19 protein-coding genes and 2 riboswitches are annotated in these 20,270 nt (G+C 34.2%); of the genes, 3 read left to right on the top strand and 16 right to left on the bottom strand.

Annotated elements, in window-relative coordinates; all coding sequences use genetic code 11:
- Positions 1–37: 37 nt before the first annotated feature.
- Together rarD and NSU17_RS00160 are read right to left on the bottom strand one after the other, a co-directional pair.
- Positions 38–940, bottom strand: a complete 903-nt coding sequence (gene rarD, locus NSU17_RS00155; RefSeq protein WP_340434908.1) for an EamA family transporter RarD — start codon at positions 938–940, stop codon at positions 38–40.
- A gap of 202 nt (positions 941–1,142) precedes the next feature.
- The gene (locus NSU17_RS00160) at positions 1,143–1,496 is read right to left on the bottom strand and encodes an alpha/beta hydrolase fold domain-containing protein (protein WP_340703952.1); all 354 of its coding nucleotides are present in this window, start codon (positions 1,494–1,496) and stop codon (positions 1,143–1,145) included.
- Between the two features lie 355 nt (positions 1,497–1,851).
- On the opposite strand from NSU17_RS00160, the gene NSU17_RS00165 reads away from it, so the two are divergent.
- Positions 1,852–2,163, top strand: coding sequence for a CotD family spore coat protein (locus tag NSU17_RS00165; RefSeq protein ID WP_096551067.1), 312 nt, complete (start codon positions 1,852–1,854; stop codon positions 2,161–2,163).
- A gap of 71 nt (positions 2,164–2,234) precedes the next feature.
- Here the strand turns inward: NSU17_RS00165 and NSU17_RS00170 are convergent, their stop codons facing one another.
- From NSU17_RS00170 to NSU17_RS00200, 7 genes are all read right to left on the bottom strand, one after another.
- Positions 2,235–3,377, bottom strand: coding sequence for a toxic anion resistance protein (locus tag NSU17_RS00170; protein ID WP_340703953.1), 1,143 nt, complete (start codon positions 3,375–3,377; stop codon positions 2,235–2,237).
- 186 nt (positions 3,378–3,563) lie between these two features.
- The gene (locus NSU17_RS00175) at positions 3,564–4,148 is read right to left on the bottom strand and encodes a peroxidase-related enzyme (protein ID WP_232019831.1); all 585 of its coding nucleotides are present in this window, start codon (positions 4,146–4,148) and stop codon (positions 3,564–3,566) included.
- A gap of 50 nt (positions 4,149–4,198) precedes the next feature.
- Entirely contained in the window at positions 4,199–4,978 is a 780-nt protein-coding gene (locus NSU17_RS00180) for an SDR family NAD(P)-dependent oxidoreductase (protein WP_340703954.1), read from the bottom strand.
- A gap of 190 nt (positions 4,979–5,168) precedes the next feature.
- Positions 5,169–5,282, bottom strand: a complete 114-nt coding sequence (locus NSU17_RS00185) for a YjcZ family sporulation protein (RefSeq protein ID WP_016838041.1) — start codon at positions 5,280–5,282, stop codon at positions 5,169–5,171.
- Between the two features lie 81 nt (positions 5,283–5,363).
- A complete protein-coding gene (locus NSU17_RS00190) occupies positions 5,364–6,134 on the bottom strand; it encodes an NRDE family protein (protein ID WP_340703955.1) in 771 nt (256 codons plus the stop codon).
- 79 nt (positions 6,135–6,213) lie between these two features.
- Positions 6,214–6,354: a hypothetical protein gene (locus NSU17_RS00195; protein ID WP_016838037.1), complete on the bottom strand. Its 141-nt coding sequence runs from the start codon at positions 6,352–6,354 to the stop codon at positions 6,214–6,216.
- A 281-nt stretch (positions 6,355–6,635) separates the two neighbouring features.
- Positions 6,636–7,229: a carboxymuconolactone decarboxylase family protein gene (locus NSU17_RS00200; RefSeq protein WP_340703956.1), complete on the bottom strand. Its 594-nt coding sequence runs from the start codon at positions 7,227–7,229 to the stop codon at positions 6,636–6,638.
- A 187-nt stretch (positions 7,230–7,416) separates the two neighbouring features.
- On the opposite strand from NSU17_RS00200, the gene serC reads away from it, so the two are divergent.
- Positions 7,417–8,514: a 3-phosphoserine/phosphohydroxythreonine transaminase gene (serC, locus tag NSU17_RS00205; protein WP_340705463.1), complete on the top strand. Its 1,098-nt coding sequence runs from the start codon at positions 7,417–7,419 to the stop codon at positions 8,512–8,514.
- Positions 8,515–9,551: 1,037 nt separating this feature from the next.
- Here the strand turns inward: serC and proS are convergent.
- Positions 9,552–10,988, bottom strand: coding sequence for a proline--tRNA ligase (gene proS, locus NSU17_RS00210; RefSeq protein ID WP_016839662.1), 1,437 nt, complete (start codon positions 10,986–10,988; stop codon positions 9,552–9,554).
- Positions 10,989–11,592: 604 nt separating this feature from the next.
- On the opposite strand from proS, the gene NSU17_RS00215 reads away from it, so the two are divergent.
- On the top strand, positions 11,593–13,584 hold the full coding sequence (locus tag NSU17_RS00215) for a methyl-accepting chemotaxis protein (RefSeq protein WP_340703957.1): 1,992 nt from the start codon (positions 11,593–11,595) through the stop codon (positions 13,582–13,584).
- Positions 13,585–13,926: 342 nt separating this feature from the next.
- On the opposite strand, the gene NSU17_RS00220 is transcribed toward NSU17_RS00215, so the two are convergent.
- The 6 genes from NSU17_RS00220 to NSU17_RS00245 all read right to left on the bottom strand — a co-directional run bounded on the left by NSU17_RS00220 (position 13,927) and on the right by NSU17_RS00245 (position 20,232).
- Complete coding sequence (locus NSU17_RS00220) at positions 13,927–15,087, bottom strand: cation:proton antiporter (RefSeq protein ID WP_340432823.1); 1,161 nt, start codon at positions 15,085–15,087, stop codon at positions 13,927–13,929.
- 217 nt (positions 15,088–15,304) lie between these two features.
- Entirely contained in the window at positions 15,305–15,931 is a 627-nt protein-coding gene (thiE, locus tag NSU17_RS00225; protein ID WP_340703958.1) for a thiamine phosphate synthase, read from the bottom strand.
- Positions 15,924–16,739, bottom strand: a complete 816-nt coding sequence (thiD, locus tag NSU17_RS00230) for a bifunctional hydroxymethylpyrimidine kinase/phosphomethylpyrimidine kinase (protein ID WP_340703959.1) — start codon at positions 16,737–16,739, stop codon at positions 15,924–15,926. The genes thiE and thiD overlap by 8 nt, the downstream gene beginning before the upstream one ends.
- A gap of 2 nt (positions 16,740–16,741) precedes the next feature.
- The gene (gene thiM, locus NSU17_RS00235) at positions 16,742–17,488 is read right to left on the bottom strand and encodes a hydroxyethylthiazole kinase (RefSeq protein WP_340703960.1); all 747 of its coding nucleotides are present in this window, start codon (positions 17,486–17,488) and stop codon (positions 16,742–16,744) included.
- 78 nt (positions 17,489–17,566) lie between these two features.
- A riboswitch (TPP riboswitch) is annotated at positions 17,567–17,669 on the bottom strand.
- 59 nt (positions 17,670–17,728) lie between these two features.
- Positions 17,729–17,831, bottom strand: a riboswitch (TPP riboswitch).
- 139 nt (positions 17,832–17,970) lie between these two features.
- A complete protein-coding gene (locus tag NSU17_RS00240; RefSeq protein WP_340703961.1) occupies positions 17,971–18,624 on the bottom strand; it encodes a reverse transcriptase-like protein in 654 nt (217 codons plus the stop codon).
- 813 nt (positions 18,625–19,437) lie between these two features.
- Positions 19,438–20,232 carry a carbonic anhydrase gene (locus NSU17_RS00245; RefSeq protein WP_340703962.1) on the bottom strand — a complete coding sequence of 265 codons (795 nt, stop codon included), beginning with the start codon at positions 20,230–20,232 and terminating at the stop codon, positions 19,438–19,440.
- Positions 20,233–20,270: the final 38 nt, after the last annotated feature.

The raw sequence follows: 20,270 nt of genomic DNA on the forward strand, positions 1-20,270 counted from the left end.
TCATTATGGTAATTCGATAAAAAATAAATAAATCCTTTTAGGCTAATTTACGTTTTTTTCGATTTTCCATAACCGTAGATAAACTAAAGAGTAATATAGCTAGCCATATAAAACTAAAAGAAATCAACTCTATGTTTGTAAAGGGTTCTTTATAAACAACGGTTCCCAAAATTAAAATAATAGTTGGAGAAAAGTACTGGATGAAGCCTAATATAGATTGTGGTAAAGCTTGAGCCCCTTTTGCAAATAAAATCAACGGGTAAGCGGTTACCAATCCCCCTAACATAAGAAACACATCTGTTTTCCAATCGAATTGCAAAAATGACGTATTGTTAGTAAACATAAGAAAACCGTAATAAACTAGTGCGAAAGGCAAAATAAACAATGTTTCAATTGCTAATCCCCTTGTTGCATCGAGCTGAATTTTTTTCTTTAATGCACCGTAAACGGCAAATGAACAAGCAATCCCCAATGCAACCCAAGGGATTTTCCCGTAACGAATTGTCATCAATGCCACTCCGATAAATGCTATAAAAACAGCTGTGATTTGAGCTTTAGACAATTGTTCTTTAAAAAGGAATAGGCCAAACAATACGGTGATTAATGGATTTATATAATATCCTAAGCTTGTTTCGACTACATGCTCATTTGTTACTGCCCAAATATATAGGAACCAGTTACATGAAATGACAAAGGATGCTAGTAAAAGTAAGAAAAATGTCTTTTTTTCTTGCCATAGCCATTTCAAATCTTCAATAAGTTTACTTTTTTGACCAATAATGAATATAAAAATAGTTGTAAAAATAAACGACCAAATAATGCGATTTAATAATATTTCAATGCTATTGACGTGTTCTAATAACTTCCAATAAACAGGAAAGAATCCCCAAATGATATACGCTGCCATGGCACTGATCATGCCTTTTCTTTCTTCAGACATATTGATAATCAACCTTTCAATGATATGAATTAACTTACATACAAATTATAGCGATGTAAAATAATGAAGTAAATGTAATATCAAACGAATACAATTCGTTATCTAGAGGGAATAGCTTATTAATAACGTTTCGGTAGAGTTGATAAATTTAAAAAGTGAAAAATGACTAACTTGATTCAGTTAGTCATCGTGAAGTGTTTATTCATTTGGTGAAGTAAGTGATGAAATGAAAAGCTTTTATTTGCCTTTGGAAATATTCATTTTTTGAGAAATAACTATGCACAAGTCCCCGAGCGATTCTTAGTTTGACTTTTCCCCCTGAATCCTCCAATTTCTTTTCATAGGCAATCCCTTCATCCCTCAATACATCATTTTCAGCAACGATAATAAAAGCGGAGGGCAAGTTCGTCAAGTCTTTAGCTAGTAATGGAGAGACATATTGGTGATATGTTTCATCTTCATTGTTTAAATAATGTTGTTTAAACCACGCCATATCTTCTTTTAAAAGATCATATCCAACTGCAAATTCTTCATAGGATGCAGTGCTGAACGTCAAATCTGTTACAGGATATAATACTACTTGAGCATGAATTGTAGAACCTTGTAGTAGAGGATCAACCCCTTTTTTCTTATAATTCTTATTTGATTACTGTGATTTGATTGTACAATGAAATTCTAATTCAATCAACATAAATAGTTGGAGTATGCTGCACTATGTCACAATAATGACTACTATCCATCAAAATTAGCAAAGAAGAAAATTTTAAAACCCTTTCAATCTAGCTCTCTAATAATAAATATAATTTTCATTTCAAAATTTTATTTGTTCATCATAGGTATTAATCTAGTTTATTTTTTAAATCTTCCATATGTTATGGATGAATAAATAACTATTAAGGAGGTGAAAATAAATGTTTAATCGAAGACATCAACATCATCATATGAGACCGCAACCTATTTGTTGTCCACCAAATGTAATGCCAACACAAATTGCACCTGCTCAAGTTTCACCAACTCAAGAAGTTGTGAAAACGAATGTATTTAATACAATAGTTCCTCATTTCCATCCAGTGCACACAACAACAGTAAATCGACATATCTATCATCATCAACACTATTATCCAAGAACGTATTCAGAAGTGAATGAATATTATCAAACATCTCAGCAATGTGGTAGCCCTGAACCAAGGTGCTTCCCTCTACAAAGAAGATTTGGATATTAAATCCTAATAAATGACTGCACCCCTATTAAAGCAGCATAAAGCTTGCAAAGAGGTGCAGTTTTTTTATTTCATTACATCTTCTTTAACTTTTCATATTCAAGTTGAAGCTGTTCAATTCGTTTTCTACCTTCTTCGCGACTTTGAATTGTTTCCGCTTGAATTTGTTTCGTTTCTTCAATTCCAGCCAAAATTGTTTTCCATGTATTTTCTATCGTTTCAATTTTAATACTTGGTTGGCTTGCAGTTCTAGCAATTTCCACACTGTTACGACGAATGTTTTCCGCATTTCTCAACAACATTTCATTTGTACGTTTATCTAGCTCTTGCATAGAGTCAGAAACTAATTTTTGACGTTGAATGGTTACTGCATGGATTAAACCTTGTTTAAAAATTGGGATTGTTGTTACAAATGCGGAATTAATTTTTGCAATCAAATGATTATTGCCTTGTTGCATTAATCGGATTTGCGGAGCTGCTTGGAAAGAAACTTGTTGTGCCATCTCTAAATCATAGCGCCGCTGTTCTAACAATTCGATAGCTCGCTGTAAGGATTCGAGATCCATAATTGCTTCTTGATCCCCTTCATTTGCTCGCATTTCTAATTTTGAAAGTTCCGGTTTTAAATCTTCCAGTTTTACTTCAATCGCTGCGATATGTTCGCTTAAACTTTTAAAATATTCAAGGTTTTGTTCGTACATTTGTTCAAGTTCGAGCGTATTTTTTTTTAATTCCTGTTCGTATTTCGTAATTTCTTGATAAATGACATCAATTTCTTTATTCATTGTATCGTATTTCGATAATATTTTTTGAAGTTGCTCTTTTCCCTTTCCAAACAGACGAGATAGAAAACCTTTCTTCTCTTCTTTGAAATCTTCCGGATCAAAACGAGACATGATTTTATTTAAATGATTGATGAGCTCACTAGATTTTTCTAATTTACTTTGTTTGATGGAAGCAAGCATCCGATCGGAAAACTTAGAAATGGCATTGGCGGTTTCCTTCCCGAATTCTAAAACCGCTATTTGATTTTTCCAGTCTATTTTTTCAGCAAGAGTACGAACGGCTGGATCTTTTTTTAACTCAATCTGTCTTTTACGCAATTGTGACTTTTCTTCTTCTGTTACAAGCTGAGGAGGAGCTTCAACAATTTCATGGTTTTCTTGTTTCAATTTTGCATCTAAATCTTCAAATAAAGGGTTTTTCATTTCTGACATGGCTTTCCTCCGTTCTTCAATGTATGTATGTTACTCTTTCATTTACAGTTTACACTAACTTCTACAGTAATCATACGATTAAAGAATTACGAAAGTTTCATTTCGTTAACCAAAGGAATATAATTGTTAATTGGACAAGATGCGCTCAAAAAACCACGTTCTTGATTGAACGTGGTTTACGAAAGATTAACGATTGTTTTGATTATGTTTAGGATTTGGAATTGCGCCAATTGTACTTACCCAACGATTGGTGTAATTAAAGAAACCTACCACAAAAGCCGCTTCTAAAATCTCATGGTCGTTAAACCCTACTTCTCTCAACAAATCTACTTCTTTTGTTGTGATTTCGTCTGGATATTTCGTTGCACGGAAAGCGTAGTCACATAATGCTCTTTGTTTTTCTGTTAATTTTGCACTGCGGTAATTATACGTTAACGTGTCTACCCAAACTGGATCGTTTGTTAGTCTTCGTAACGTATCGCTATGAGTTGTCAAGCAATAGTTGCAACAGTTCACCGATGATACAACAAGACCTATCATTTCTTTATCAATTAAATCTAAATACGTATTTTTCGTATTAAACAACGAATATTTAAAATCTAAAAAGGCTTTAAATTGAATCGCATTTAACGGCAAAACTTTAAATAAGTTGTTTACTACTCCTAATTTTTCTTCTTGCTTTTTGATGTTCTCTTCAAAATATTCTTGTAATTCTGGTGGTATTTCTTCTAATTTTGGCTTTTCTAAATAAGATAATTGTTCATCATACATTCCCATATTTCTCCCCACTTTTCTACTAGTGATTGCCTCTAGAACAAGGTTTATAATGTTCCTCCTGAACCACCGTCAATATTTATGGAAGTGCCCGTTACATAAGAAGCTGCATCAGAAACAAGAAATGTAATAACATTTGCTGCTTCATCTGTTTCGCCAATTCTACCAAGAGGAATCGATTTTCCAATTTCTTTAGAATATTCCTCCCATGAAGAATTTGGCATTTCTCTTTTCCATTTTTCTTCAATTTGCCTACTTCGAATAAGCCCGATACATACTGTGTTAACTCGAATATTATATTTTCCTAAATCTTTACTCATTGCTTTTGTCAATGCAAACCCTGCTGAACGACTAACAGTAGTTGGAAGGCTATTTTCACTTGGAGTTTTTGCGATTGACGCAGTAACGTTTACGATTGAGCCACCATATTCCTTTAAATATGGAAGTGCATATTTTGAACAATGAATTGCACCAAACAATTTTAAATTTAAGTCAGCAACCCAAAGTTCAGTGTCTACTTCTTCAAAAGAATAGGCAGCAGAAGTACCAGCATTATTCACCAAAATATTTAATTTGCCAAATTGCTTAACAGTTTCTTCAATTAAGCGTTTACAATCCTCTTCTTTAGTAACGTCCGCAACAATGGCAAGCACTTCTTTTCCCGTTTCCTTTTTTATCATTGTTTTTGCTTCTTCCAATGAAGATTTGTTTCGAGCGCATATGGCAACATTCGCTCCTTCTTTAACTAATTGAAGTGCAGTATGTAGACCAATTCCTTTACTTGCTCCTGTGACGACGGCAACTTTACCTTGTAAATTAAGTTCCATTGTTCACTCTCCTTTACTTCTATTTTGCAAAATAAGAACAAGGTATGTAAATAGATACTTTATTGAAATTTCAAAATAATCAAATGAATATTTTCTATTTATTCTTAACCTTAATTGATTAAAAGTTCCTTAGAAATAAAAAAACTGATTCTAAAGTGAAAATTCTTTAGAATCAGTCTTTCTTACAAAATTAACACCAACGTTTGAAATGTGTACCAACAATAATAAGTAGGATAAATAATACTACTAATAAAGCAAAGTTATTTCCATAATGGCCACCATAGCATCCTCCGTAATAGCCCATGGATATCCCTCCCTCATCATTCGATACTCCAGTTTATGTGGAAACGATGAATGGGATAGGTACAAGTGCATAGATTAATATTTAAATTTTTTCTATTTTAATATGAAAATTTTTTTCGAAAAGAAAATTACCTTTATCAAATGTTCGTTCCACAAAAGTTATATTCCCATCCTCATCTATTAATAAGACGGTTGAACAACGAGTGCCATAATGGGGTAATTGAATAAATGCAGAGGATAAATTTCTTTCCATCTCTAACCCAACACCTGTATTTGGTAACTGCTCATCTGGAGCGATTTCACGGTCCATGACAATTTCAAATAATTCATCGATATTTAATTTTCCAGTATTATTTTGTATATATTCTGCTAAGCGTGCCCTTCCTTTAACAACTTTTGGCCACGGAGTATTTAATGTATGATTACTGATGCTATGCGTCCCAGGTTGTATTTCATTTATTTCATTAAAGATATTATTATAGTGCAATAAATGATCCTCATGCCAAACAATGACATTATATCCACCGTAATAATCTTTAGTTGTTACTAATTCATCTACAAAATCTTTTGGATGTCTCGCATCCTTCAAAAAATTTCGTACAATTTCTCCGCGTGAACGAGGCTTTGCAGGTAAACTCGGATCACGATAATTCGTAATAGCTGCAAAACGACCATTTCTAGATACTCCGAGCCATGTACCCATTTGAAGTAGATCTCTACCCGCCAAAATATCTGGTTCGTCTTCCCAAAAATGTGCAGGTTTTGCCGGGCGATCATAAAACTCATCCCGATTTGCTACAACAATTAATTTGTAAATAGGATGTTCTTGATAATGAAAATGTATTAAACACATGCTCCCAACCCTTTAACATTTTATTTATAAAAATAGTTTATCATTCATGAGCTATAATTTTACTATAAATTAAAATTGATTAGTTCTTCTTTTTTATTTCTTCTAAAATTGCTTCTAATATTTTATTTTTATGCCTTAATGCAGAAACCACACTCACCATAAACCAAATGATTAATAATGCAGGAATAACATAAAAGAGTATAGATACAATAATAGTCACAGCAATCCCCCCTACTTTCCTTTGATTTCTTTCATAGGTCATGAAATAAAACAATAGAATTTTTATCATTATTTATAAGATAAATTTCACATGCTACATTTCTAATACAAAAATTTTAAATTTTTTATGAACTTGCAATAATCTACAAAAAGAGACTCTACATTAGAAAAATGTGTTGAGTCTCATATCAATTTCTTATCACGTTATAAAGCACTCTAAATGTTTGTTAACATATTATACCCATCATCTTCCAAAGTATATTGCGATGCCTCTTCCCTACTTTATAAATCGTTATAACTTTCGTAAATATGCAGTAAATGTGCATATGCACTTCCTGCTTTTAAAGCCGCTGTAACTAATATTGCTTCAGCAATTTGTTCCTCTGACACCCCTAGTTTCATTGCATTATTTGTGTGGGAATTGATGCTATGTGTACAGTGGATTGCATGAGCAACTGCGATAGCAAGCAGTTCTTTAAATCCATCAGTTAAAAAACCTTTTCCCATGACAACTTGAGAAAAATTAAAGTATGGTTGAAGTTTCGCTTTGAATGACTCTGTTGTATCAATCAAAGCATGTTCATGTTGATTTAAGGTTGTCTCTGCTTCAACTGCCATTACAACAAATATTGCCTCTATAAGTTCTTCTTGACATGCTCCTGCAATCTTTGCTTTTTTTGTATGAACATCTATACAATAGGGACATTTTGTGACATGGGCAATGGCGACTGCAATGATTTCCTTTTCTTTTTTCGATAATGCCCCTGGTTTAAAAACCGTTCCATCAAATCTAGAAAAGGCTTTAAACTGTTCGGGCGCAAATTCTTTTAATTTCTTCATGTAATGATTTTTATTTTTTTCATAATAACTAGTCATGTAAATTGCTCCTTTATATTCGTAAAAAAAACATAGCAGAAAATGAAGTTCGAAATTGCAGAATTTTTATCAATTTAACATAAATTTTATGATTATCGGAATATTTCACTATTTCTTATAAAAATATTGTTCGATTTTATGGAAAAGAGTATATAATCAAACTATATTGCAATTTCAAGGAGTGTTTATCGTGAGTACAAACAAACGTGCATACAATTTTAATGCAGGACCTTCAGCATTACCCCTAGAAGTATTAGAAAAAGCACAACAAGAACTAGTAAACTATAACGGGTCTGGCATGTCCATTATGGAAATGAGCCATCGAAGTAAAGATTACGATGAAGTTCATAACAATGCAATCAACCGTTTGAAAAAGCTCCTTTCCATACCTGATAATTACGAAATTCTCTTTTTACAAGGTGGAGCAAGTCTTCAATTCTCGATGATTCCAATGAACTTCTTAACAAAAGACAAAACAGCTAGCTATATTTTAACAGGATCTTGGTCAGAAAAAGCTTTGAAAGAGGCAACACTATTCGGAAATGCAGTGGTAGCGTCTAGTACGAAAGACAATGAATATCGAAATATTCCAAGTATTGAAGATATTCAATTTAATGCAAGCGATGCATATGTTCACCTTACATCCAACAATACAATTTATGGAACACAATGGAAAGAATTCCTGAATACAGGAGATGTTCCATTAATTGCAGATATGTCAAGCGACATTTTATCTCGCCCGATCGATGTGAATCAGTTTGGCATTATTTATGCAGGTGCTCAAAAGAATTTAGGACCTTCTGGTGTGACGGTAGTCATCATTCGCAAAGATTTAATTGAACAAGCAAATTCAGAAATACCGACTATGTTAAAATATAAAACACATGCGGATAAAAATTCTTTATATAATACTCCTCCAACATTTGGTATTTACATGTTAGGAGAAGTTTTAAACTGGGTTGAAAATCAAGGCGGACTTGAGACAATTCAGAAACGCAACGAAGAAAAAGCAAAATATATCTATGATGTTATTGATGAAAGCAATGGATTTTATAAAGGACATGCGGAACCAAATAGCCGTTCTCTCATGAATATTACGTTCCGATTAGCTGATGAGGAATTAGAAAAGCAATTTTTAGCTGAAGCAAAAGCTGCTGGTTTTGTCGGGTTAAACGGCCACCGCTCTGTTGGTGGTTGTCGAGCATCTACATATAATGCCGTACCAATAGAAGCTTGCATAGCTTTACGCGATTTCATGTACGAATTCCAAAAGAAGCATCAATAAATAATTAATTATAAAAAGCGAATTGGAAAACACATCGGTTTCTCAATTCGCTTTTTTATATACTTATTTTACTTCTCCTATTCTAAATTTTTAAATAAATAAGTCAGGTAAATATTATCAACCCTTTATAGGAAGTACGTGTTTTAATTTGAGGTGTTCTGTTTTTTTGGTGCGAGGATTAGTTATATTATCAATGGATTATTTAGAACCAGGTTTAAATAGAAAATAATCGGCGTTTTGCCTCCAGCTTCCTTCAGATTCCGCGTCACCACGGACACCCTTGCGTTAAGCTAACTGTTACTTCTGCCTTCAACACCCTATAGATTACACCCATGCCAGGCGATCGAGTAGGAGGGAGTGATTAGCTCCCGTCCTCTCACACCACCGTACGTACGGTTCCGTATACGGCGGTTCAATTAAGATAATTGACGCAAGTTTTCATAACTTCCGTGAATAGCTTGTCTTCTTATGCCAGTGGTCACTCCACCCTCCAAGAGGTCTCCCACGGGATTCACCGCTTCCTTCCTCAAGTGAGGTACTACGTTTTCTGTGTTCATCATGACTCACTGAATGCCAAGGGCTATTCTCTCTTAATTGTTCGGTCCTTCTTAGTTGTTCTAGACCAACTAATACTATGACCTCTGCTGACTTCTGACGGTTCAGCTACTTATCACTAAGTAGGTTATGAAGCGTACTTCACCTATCCGCCAGACCTCCCCGGGTAAGTACATGCACTTTCACACCATCTATCCGCCTCATCTACTCGATATGACCTTCGACAGAAAGAGCTTTGTTTTGTTTGGCAAACTCACTCAATCATACCTAGCCTTATATGAGGTTCGTGTTCCTCGGACCGGTGTTTTGCCTCCAGCTTCCTTCAGATTCCGCGTCACCACGGACACCCTTGCTCTTGGCTAACCTCTACTTCTGTCTTCGGGGTTCGGGACTTACACCCTATAGTTCATGTACATGCCGGGCGCACCACTAAAAAACGAGGCTGTAAATTTTCAACAGCCTCGTTTTACTTACGTAAGCAATTAATATGCTCTTCCGAACCATACTGTATGTTTTGCTTCTTTTCCACAATGAATGCAAGTGTGTTTCGTTGTTGGTGGGTTGAATGGAATATTGCGTGAAGTAAATTTTGTTTCTTCTTTTACTTTAGCTTCACATGCATCATCACCACACCAACCTGCAAGTACCCATCCTGGAATTGTTCCGTTTTTCTCGCTATTTTCAATATGTTCTTTTAATTGATCTAACGTATCAATATGCAAATGAGAATTTGCATCTCGGAAAGCTTTTGCTTTATCGTATAGACGTTTTTGCATTGTTTGTAATTCTTTCTCTACTGCTTCTACAACAGAATCGAGAGAAATTGTGATTTTTTCGTCTTCATCTCTAGCTTTTAAGATTGCTTGATTGTTTTCTAAATCACGTGGTCCTAGCTCGATGCGAACAGGTACTCCTTTTAACTCCCACTCATTGAATTTAAATCCTGGTGATTGATCAGTATCATCTAATCGTACTCGAATCCCTTTATCTTTTAGAGCCTTAAAGATTTCATCTAATTTTTCAATGATTGCAGGATTTTTCTTCCATGGTCCAACAGGAATTAAAATTACTTGTGTTGGTGCAATTTTTGGCGGTAAAACTAATCCTTTTTCATCACCATGAACCATGATAACAGAACCGATTAAACGAGTAGATGTTCCCCAAGATGTTGTATGGACGTGTACGTGTTTATTTTCTCGGTTTAAGTATTTAATGTTGAACGCTTCAGCAAATTTTGTTCCCAAATAGTGACTAGTACCTGCTTGTACGGCTTTACCATCTTTCATCATTGCTTCGATGGAGTACGTATCAACAGCACCTGCAAAACGTTCAGACGGTGTTTTTTGTCCATCATACACAGGGATGGCCAATACATTTTCTACAACATCTTTATAAATATTAAGCATTTGCATTGTTTCTTTGCGGGCATCTTCTTCATCTTCATGAGCTGTATGACCTTCCTGCCATAAAAACTCAGAAGTACGAATAAATGGAAGAGTCTTCTTTTCCCAACGGAAAACGTTAGCCCATTGGTTAATCAGTACTGGCAAATCACGATAGGATTTAATCCAATTGGAATATAAATGACCAATCATCGTTTCTGAAGTTGGTCTAAGTGCTAAACGTTCTTCTAGCTTTTCACCGGCAGCTTCTGTCACCCATGGTAGTTCTGGAGAGAAACCTTCAATATGATCTTTTTCTTTTTGGAAGAAAGATTCAGGTATTAACATTGGAAAATATGCATTACGATGACCCGTTTCTTTAAAACGTTTATCCATTTCAGACTGGATATGTTCCCAAAGTTCATAGCCATCCGGTTTAAATGCGATACACCCACGAACCGGCGTATAATCCATTAAATCTGCTTTTTGTATTGTGTCGATATACCATTTTGTAAAATCGTTTGTTTGTTGCGACATAGTCATCCTCCTTACAACAAAATAGCGTAAAGATGCCCGATTGAGGACGCCTTTACGCTGAATAGTAGTTCCCACCAACATTCGACATATTTTGTCGTTTCAGATATTCAATGAAACCAATAAACGTCTTCTCCTTTTAAAGACATTAGGTGGTGATATAGCTCTCAGCGAATGCTATATTAACGGATTTTATTTGAAAAACGAATATTTATTTCTAATATAATGTACCAAATTAAAGCAATAAATACAATTACTATATAAAAATTTTGCGGAGGTAATGTTAAAAAGTTATACATTTGAAAACTTTTTTCATCATTTAATAGTTAAAAATTCTTGGACAATTCTGATAGCATTCTCCTAAACATTCTCAAAATTCAACCCTTTCAATTCTATGTAAAAATTTTGAAATGTTTGCAACAAAAAGATAGTTTTATCAATTATATGATGGGAAATTTCAAAATATCCAAAATTTATTAAAAAATATATGAATAAAGTAGTATATTATTTTTTATTAATTTATGGTTTCATATAATCGGTAAATACTACTAGATTCGACAATCTTTCATCCAAAGTTTGTCATAATATGTAAATTGGAGGTTGAAAAATGAAAATTTCCATTCGATGGAAAATTATTGGGATAGTATTTCTCGTCATTGTAATTGGTCTAGGTTCCCTATCAACAGCAAGTTCCATCTTAATATCATCTAAAACCGAAAATGCAGTCATCGATCAAAGTGATGTACTAGTTAAAGAATTAACGAATTCCATTTCAACTTTTATTGATGGTTATGAAAAAAGCATTTTAAAAATGGCTTCAGACCAAGGTGTATTAGATTATTATAATCACTCAACAACGTTTAATGATGAAGCGGATCAAGCTTTTCGGGAACAATTAAAAAAATATTTAACCATTTACAACTCTGCTTCGTCCATTTACTTTACAGATGCAAATAAAATTATCACTGAACCACATTTCGATGAAATTTTTGATTTAGATGTAAATACCCGTTCATGGTATACTGAAGCAATTGCAAACCCAAATGAAGTGTTATGGTCCCCTCCGTATGTAGATGCTTCAACCGGGGAATACGCAATTGCAGGTTCAAAAGCAGTAGTGGAAGGAAATAAAGTTCTAGGTGTATTAGGAGTAGATATTTTACTATCAAGTTTGACAGAGGAAATCTCGAAAATCGATTTAGGCTTTGAAGGATATCCAATTATTTTCGATTCTTCGGGAGTTGCTATTGTTCACCCGACACTAACGGGGGAGAATTTAAGCAATCTAGAATTTGTTGAAAAGATTTTAAATGACGAAAATCAAAAAAATATTTTAAGAACGACAATTGATAATCAAGAAAATGTGATTGTTTATGAAAAAATTCCGACTTTAGGATGGACAGTTGGTGCTGTTTACAATGTAAAACAATTACATAGTACAGCAAATAGCATTCAAAATATGATTATTTTATTTACATTCATCATCTTAATCGCAATCTTTTTCGTACTGTATTTCAGCATTTCAAAAATTATCAAACCCATTTATTCCTTATGTACTTCTATGGAAAAAGTTGCACATGGCGATTTAACTGTACATATCGATACAAAGAGACATGATGAAATTGGTGAATTAGCAAAACATTTCAATAACATGCTTGAAGAAATGAAAAAAATCATTGGAGTTGTTCAATCATCTTCAAGACAAGTGGAAGATCGTTCTCATCACTTAAGCGCCCTTGCTGAAGAAACGAATGCTTCCAGTGTAGAAGTAACAAATGCTGTGCGAGAAATTGCAATAGGCGCCACACAATCAAGTGAAAACGCAGAGCAAGTAACTGTTTCATCAGGGAAATTAGGAGACAAAATCAATCAAATGACAGAGCAATCGAAAGCGCTCAAAGGAATTACAAATGAAGCGAATGAATTGAATAATGAAGGACAAGAGAAAATGGACAATTTATTAAATTCCTTTGAAAATTCGAAATCAGAATTACACAATATGTCTATCTCTGTGTCTTCACTGGAAGAAAAAATTCATGCGATTGAATCTGTGATGGATACAATCTCTGAAATTTCGCAACAAACGAATTTACTCGCTTTAAACGCAAGTATTGAAGCAGCTCGTGCAGGCGAACATGGTAAAGGATTTGCTGTTGTAGCAGAAGAAGTACGTAAACTTGCCGAACAATCGGCTAAAGCAACGGAACATGTCAAATCAACAATCCATGAATTGCAGCAAGAAGCAATTTCCGTCGTTAAACAAATGAATGAAATGCAAGATACATTCAAAGAACAAGGAACAGTTGTTGAAAATACAAGTATACTATTCCAAAATCTATCATCGTTAATTTTAAATATGGAACATACTTTTAAAACTGTTACGGAAGAAATCGATAGTATCATAAAATATAAAGATCGAGTTGTGGAAACCATTGAGGAAATGTCCATGACAGCACAATCAACTGCAGCAGCTTGTGAGGAAGTAAGTGCTGCTAGCGATGAGCAATTAAGAGCAATACATTCTGTTGCTGAAGCTTCAGAAGAACTAAACGAATTAAGCAAAGAATTATCAAAAACTGTAAGCAGATTTAAAATATAATAATAAAAGGGGCTGTTCAGAGTCGAACACTTTCTGAACAGCCTTACTTCTTATAGTAATATTCTCTTAAAAACTTTGCTCCTACGGTGGTCACATCAAACGCGCCTCCTCGTCGCAATTTATCTGCGGCTAAGCGTGTGCGACAGCCGCAATTTATCTGCGGCTAAGCATGTGCGACAGCCGCAATTTATCTGCGGCTAAGCGTGTGCGACAGCCGCAATTTATCTGCGGCTAAGCGTGTGCGACAGCCGCAATTTATCTGCGGCGAAAGCGATAGCGACAGCCGCAAAGGAGGCGTCTCAAAATGACTTTGATATGCCCCCTTTTTATTTTAATTATTTATTATGCTTGTTGCGCTTCTTCCCGTTTACCGAAAATTAGCTTCAATAATGGTGGTGTTACTAAAGTCGTAATAATGATGACTACAATGATTGCGCCATAAAACTCTTGAGATAATATGCCGCCAGTTAGTCCAATGGAAGCTAAGATTAATGCAACTTCTCCTCGGGATATCATGCCTGCCCCAATGCCTGCCGAGGATCTCCAACCAAAGCCGCAAACTTTTGCTCCAAGACCGCAACCGATAAATTTTGAAAGCAAGGCAATAATAGAAAAGACGATAATAAACACAATTTGATCTCCAATACCATCAAAGCTCATTGGTAAACCGATGTTAATAAAGAAGAACGGTACAAAGATGCCATATGCAATTGGTGAAACACCATGTTCAACTTCTTTTGCATATTTTGTTCTACTAATAGCTACCCCCATGAAATATGTACCGATAATTCCTGATACCCCAAGGAAATCAGCGAAATATGCAAAGGCAAATAATAATATTAATCCCGCAGTAACAATCGGTTCAGTAACTTTAAATCCTTCAAAAAGATGCATAAACTTCGGCACAAGATATTTTCCAACAAAGTAAATGACAATAAAGAAGATAATTTGCTGTGCAATAACCCATGCAATATTTGTATCCGAGCCCACAAAAAATCCAATTGCAACAGCGATGAGAATTACTACAATTACATCATCAAGAACAGCTGCTCCAAGTAATGTAGCACCTTCTCTACTATTTAACCACCCAATTTCCCGCAATGTTTGAACGGAAATACTTACGCTCGTTGCAGCAAGTAATAATCCTAAAAATATTCCTTCAGATGTAGGAATACCAAATAGTGGTGAAGCGCCCCACCCCATTAAAATTGGCATTACTACTCCTAAAATTGCTACAAGTGTTGCCGCTTTTACATTTTTATTTAAACTTTCCAAGTCTGTTTCAAGTCCAGCTAGGAACATTAATAATAATACTCCGATTTCACTGAACACATGAATTAATTCCGTTTGTTCTATCCATCCAAGAACAGCCGGCCCAAGAACGATACCTGCAATGATTTTGCCTAATACGGATGGTTGTCCTAGGCGAATGCTGATTTGACCAGCAATTTTTGCAACGAGCAACACGAGTACGATTTGTAAAATAAATTCAAATACATCCACAATAGTTACCCCCTTGTTGTCATAATAGATGGATGCAAAAAAAAGACATGGTGGTAGCCTTGTTGACAGACTCCACCATGTTTTGCTCCATATTCAAATACGTTAACTATTATAATCGAATTATATTATTATGTAAATTCCTTTTTTTCAGTTTATTTTTAAATTTTGTTATTCTATTTTGAGAAAGGTTACGATAGAATTACTTATTGTTATGATGTTACTTTCCCTTAAATTGCTGGACTGTCTGTGTACGATTATTGCTATTACATATAGCAGAAATCACTGCTATGCCATCAGCTCCTGCTTCTAACACCATTTGTGCATTGAATGGAGTAATCCCACCAATTCCAACAATAGGGAAATTCGGATACATCTCCCTTGCTTTCTTTAAAAAATTAACCCCAGCTGGCTTTTTTGCATCAGGCTTCGATTTCGTTTCAAAAATTGGACCAATCCCTACATAATCTGCCCCTCCTTCGACAGCTTTCACCATTTCTTCTTTATTATGAACGGAAACACCTATTATTTTGTTTTTAAACTTTTCGCGAATTGCTTCTATCGGTGTATCATCTTGACCAACGTGAATGCCATCTGCGTCGATTTTTAATGCAAGCTCCACATCATCATTCACAATAAAAGGAACTCCATATTGTTTACAAAGGGATTGACATGATCTTGCAAATTGTTCTAATTCTTTCCCCATTAACGGTTCTTTACCTTTTTCCCTCAGTTGAAAAATCGTAATACCTGCTTTTAAGGCATCTTCTAGCACTGATAGCGGGGACTCATTATTACAATTCTCGTTACCCATTATGAAGTAAACAGCTAAATCCATTCTATTCAACAATTTCCACCTCTACTTTAGCACCAAAACGGTGAGCAAAGTGATTTGTTGGACCATGTCCACGTCCGATATTTAGTGGATTTTCAATTGCCATTTGAACAAATTTTTTCGCTTCGATAACGGACTCTTTTAACGAAAGCCCCTTACCTAAATTTGCTGTAATAGCTGCAGAAAAAGTACACCCTGTTCCATGGGTATGTTTCGTGTTAATTCGTTTTGATTTTAATTGGAAGGAAGAGCCGTCTTGAAAAAAGACCGTATCAACAGCAGATGGACCTTCAAAATGTCCGCCTTTCATTACTACACAATTAACACCAAGTTGCAAAATCTTTGCTGCTGCTTGTTGAATGTCATCTGCTGTTTCAATTTTCATACCTGTGATTGTCTCAGCTTCTGGAATATTAGGCGTTAATACGGTTGCTATTGGCAATAATTCATTTTTCATCGCTTGTACGGCCTCTTCTTGCAATAACGCTTGCCCACCTTTTGCAATCATCACTGGATCAACGACTATTTGAATATTTTTATCTATTAAATTTTTTGCAATCGTTTTAATAATATCTGCAGAAAATAACATACCTGTTTTTAATGCTTTCACTTCAAAATCTTGTAAAACCGTATTCAATTGTTGTTCCACAAATTCAGCCGTTGCAGGATAAATACCTTCTACGCCTAATGTATTTTGAGCAGTCAATGCGGTAATAACAGATGTACCAAAAACATTTAGCTCCTGAAATGTTTTTAAATCCGCTTGAATGCCAGCTCCCCCGCCGCTATCTGAACCAGCAATTGTCAAGACAATATTCATAGTTATTCACCTCTTGAAATTTGATGTAATCCATTTATTATTTCAACTTGGAAGGAACCAAGGTATTTTTCTTTCGACGCATTTTCAGCGACTTTTTTATAGTCAGCTAATACATTTCGAATATTTTCAAGTTTTCCTCCATCCAACGTTAATGCTGCAGCACAAATAGCACTTAATAAACAACCTGTTCCTGTTACTTGAGTCATTAACTCATGGCCACCACTAACTTGATAGTGTTCTATTCCGTCAGTCACGAAATCTTCTTTTCCAGAAACAGCAATAATTGCACCATACTTTTGAGCAGTTTCCTTAGCAACATTGGTAATATCCATTTCTCCTTGTCCGCTATCAACTCCTTTTGCTTGCCAATTAATTCCTGCAATTGCTGCTAATTCACCAGCATTACATCGGATTAAATCAAATTTAATCTCTTTTAATAAATTTTTTGCAGTTTCTTTACGATATGTTGTAGCCCCCGCTCCGACAGGATCAAGTACGACAGGAATATTTAGTTCATTTGCTTTTTTCCCAGCTAATATCATTGCTTCTACGGAATTTTTATTTAATGTTCCAATATTAATTAATAATCCGTTTGCAATAGCGACCATGTCTTCTACATCCAATGGCTCATCTGACATAACTGGTGAAGCTCCAATTGCAAGCAAACCATTTGCAGTAAAATTCGTTACAACGGTATTTGTAATACAATGAATTAATGGATTTTTTTTTCTTATTTTGATTAAGCTCATATATATCCTCCTATAATTGTAAAAATTTATGTAAAGAAAAAGCTCCTTTGCACGGCGCAAAAGAGCTTTGAAAATAGAACACAATCTTTCATTGCTCCCTACGACAGTGCTAACTGCATCAGGTTCTAAGGGTTAGGTGATATCACCTTCTCAGGCACTTAGGCCACCCCTGCAATTATCATATGAAATAAAAAAACTCTCCAAGTTTGGAGAGCAACAATACACATAATCATCATTCATACGATAAGGTATTTTGCTCCCTACGGCAGTACTAGCTGCATCAGGTTCTAAGGGTTAGGTGATATCACCTTCTCAGGCACTTAGGCCACCCCTGCAAAATTTAATAATTTTTTAGTTGTTATGAAAATTATAACACATTTTCATTTTATTTTTTCAAATAATTTAATAGAATTTAAAAAGATTGCTAGATAAAACAGCTAAATCACTTAAATTCTAGATTGAATGTCACAAGTTTTTCTCGATTAATCTAACTCTATTTTTCCTTCAATTATGGTATTATTCAATGCTTGAGTTGCTAATCGATCGACTTCTTCATTCCCTTTTCGCGAAACTAATTTAAATTCAGATTTGATTCCTAGTTGATTTAATTTTTCATCAATTTTATTCGCCCAATTTGTTAATTCTTTTTCATAAATAGGCCATTCTCCACTCATTTGATTAATAACAACCTGTGAATCACCAATGAATCGAACAGTTTGATGATGAACGCCTATCACTTCTAACTCTAGAATACTTCCGTATAATGCCGCATATTCCGCTTCATTATTAGATCTTAAGCCAAGTTGCATTAAATTTTTTCTAGTTCGATAAGATTTTCCGTTTTGTTCAAAATATATGGCAAATCCTAAACCGGCTTTTTGACTTTCTAAATCATAACCACCATCAAAATACACTGTCACATTGGATGGCTCAGTTTCGATTTCCTTTAAATATTTTTTTATTTCTTTAACAGACCATGTACTGTCATATTGATCAATAAAGGTCATATGTTTTACTTTTCCGGTTTTCTTTAATTCTTCTGCAATCAATAGGGCTTGAACTGGCGGCATTTCATCTGATCGAAAAGTTGTTTCCAATCCTTTATGATGATACGTCCATTCAATGGTTATTTTCATGAATAGAACCTCCCTGTTCCTGTTTCCTTCAACAAATCGATATGTGCATTAATGTAGGCTTTGGTTTTTAATTTTTTTTATGAAATGTAAACGAACATAACGAAACTTCAATCGCTTAATTCGATTATACATGATACGAAAAAATGAGCGGATGTTTGAATAATCTTCAATGAGATCAAGAATGACATGTTCAATCATAATGAAGAACCATAATGTAAGGAAAAGAACAAGGATTACACCATCAAATAATTTTGTGACTATCAAGTAATATGAATAGAAGAAGTATTTAATCGTTATAAAGATGAAGCTAACTGTGATGATAACTATTGGAATATATCGAAACAACAAAGTTTTTTTTGTGAAAACCATAAGGAGAAAACTTACAATACAACAAATCAAGACAAATATTACAGTTAACATATTAATAATCATTCAATTCACCTCACTATGCAACTGGATGAAGGAAATTACCACTTTTTTAGTTATTTTTTTCCTTTAATAACAAAAATATTCAATAACGTGAGGCATTTTTAAAACAGTAATCATAAAACGATTTATGTGCTTAATTAACACAAAAAGGAGCGATACCGCCCCTTATTCTTTAACCATTTAAAAAATTCAAAATAATCAACCTGTAGAATCACTCCCTCACTTTATTACTACAGCTGATTAAAACATGAATGCTCAGAAAGTAGATGAGAAACAAATTGTTCTACAACTTTGCTGTATTGAACCATAAAATATTCAACATATTTATAAAGTGCATTTCAATGTCAATCATTCATATGATATGAGGGATTATATTTAGAATATTTAATTGATGGTTATTTTAAAAATTTTCCTGTCATTCGTTGGTTGTATAGGTCGATTCGTATGACCGAAAACAACTCTAAACATTGTAATTTGTTCAATTGAAAATTCGATTGGCTCTTCAAATACAATCCAGTCAACCCCTTCTGTACAAGGAGGTGTCGTCAAAGAACCGGAATAGTAATACCCTTCCCTTACTTCAGGAATTAATTGTAATAAATTGAATGAATCCATTTCTTTTTCATTCATATTTTCATCTTGTATAAAGTTCCATATTTCTTTAATTGCTTCGTTTTCTTCTCCAGATTTTATAAATACCGCTATTACAGCATGGTCGCCTTTTTCATTTTCGTGTACGAGATGTAATTCCATATCATAGTTTTGATTTTCGATTTGATGTTCACTTGGTAAATGGAAATGGAAGGAATGAAATTTGTATTGTTCATTATCAACCGAAATAAAACTTGTATTCGATTTCGAATTTACTTTAAACTGATTTTTTTGTTTTATTAGTACAACAGGCTCCTTTTCATAATGTATGTTGATTCTTGGGGCATCTTTAAGAAGTACATTCTTGTATTCAATTTGTATAGGTGATTGCATTGTTCCTTTTTCACAAGCATGAACTTCCAATTCATTTGAAGTCTTTTGTTCTTCATTAGTATAAGAAACTTTTTTGAATGTATAGTCATTTTCTCCAGGCGATTGTTCAATAGTTGATTTTTGATAAGATAGATAACCAACTACACCAAGGCACAATGATAGCAAAAAAATCACAATATAATAGTTTAACTTCATCAATATTCCCCACCCATTTTTCCATTTTTTATTTAACT

This window comes from Ureibacillus sp. FSL K6-2830 (genome assembly GCF_038004145.1).
Lineage (GTDB): Bacteria > Bacillota > Bacilli > Bacillales_A > Planococcaceae > Ureibacillus > Ureibacillus thermosphaericus.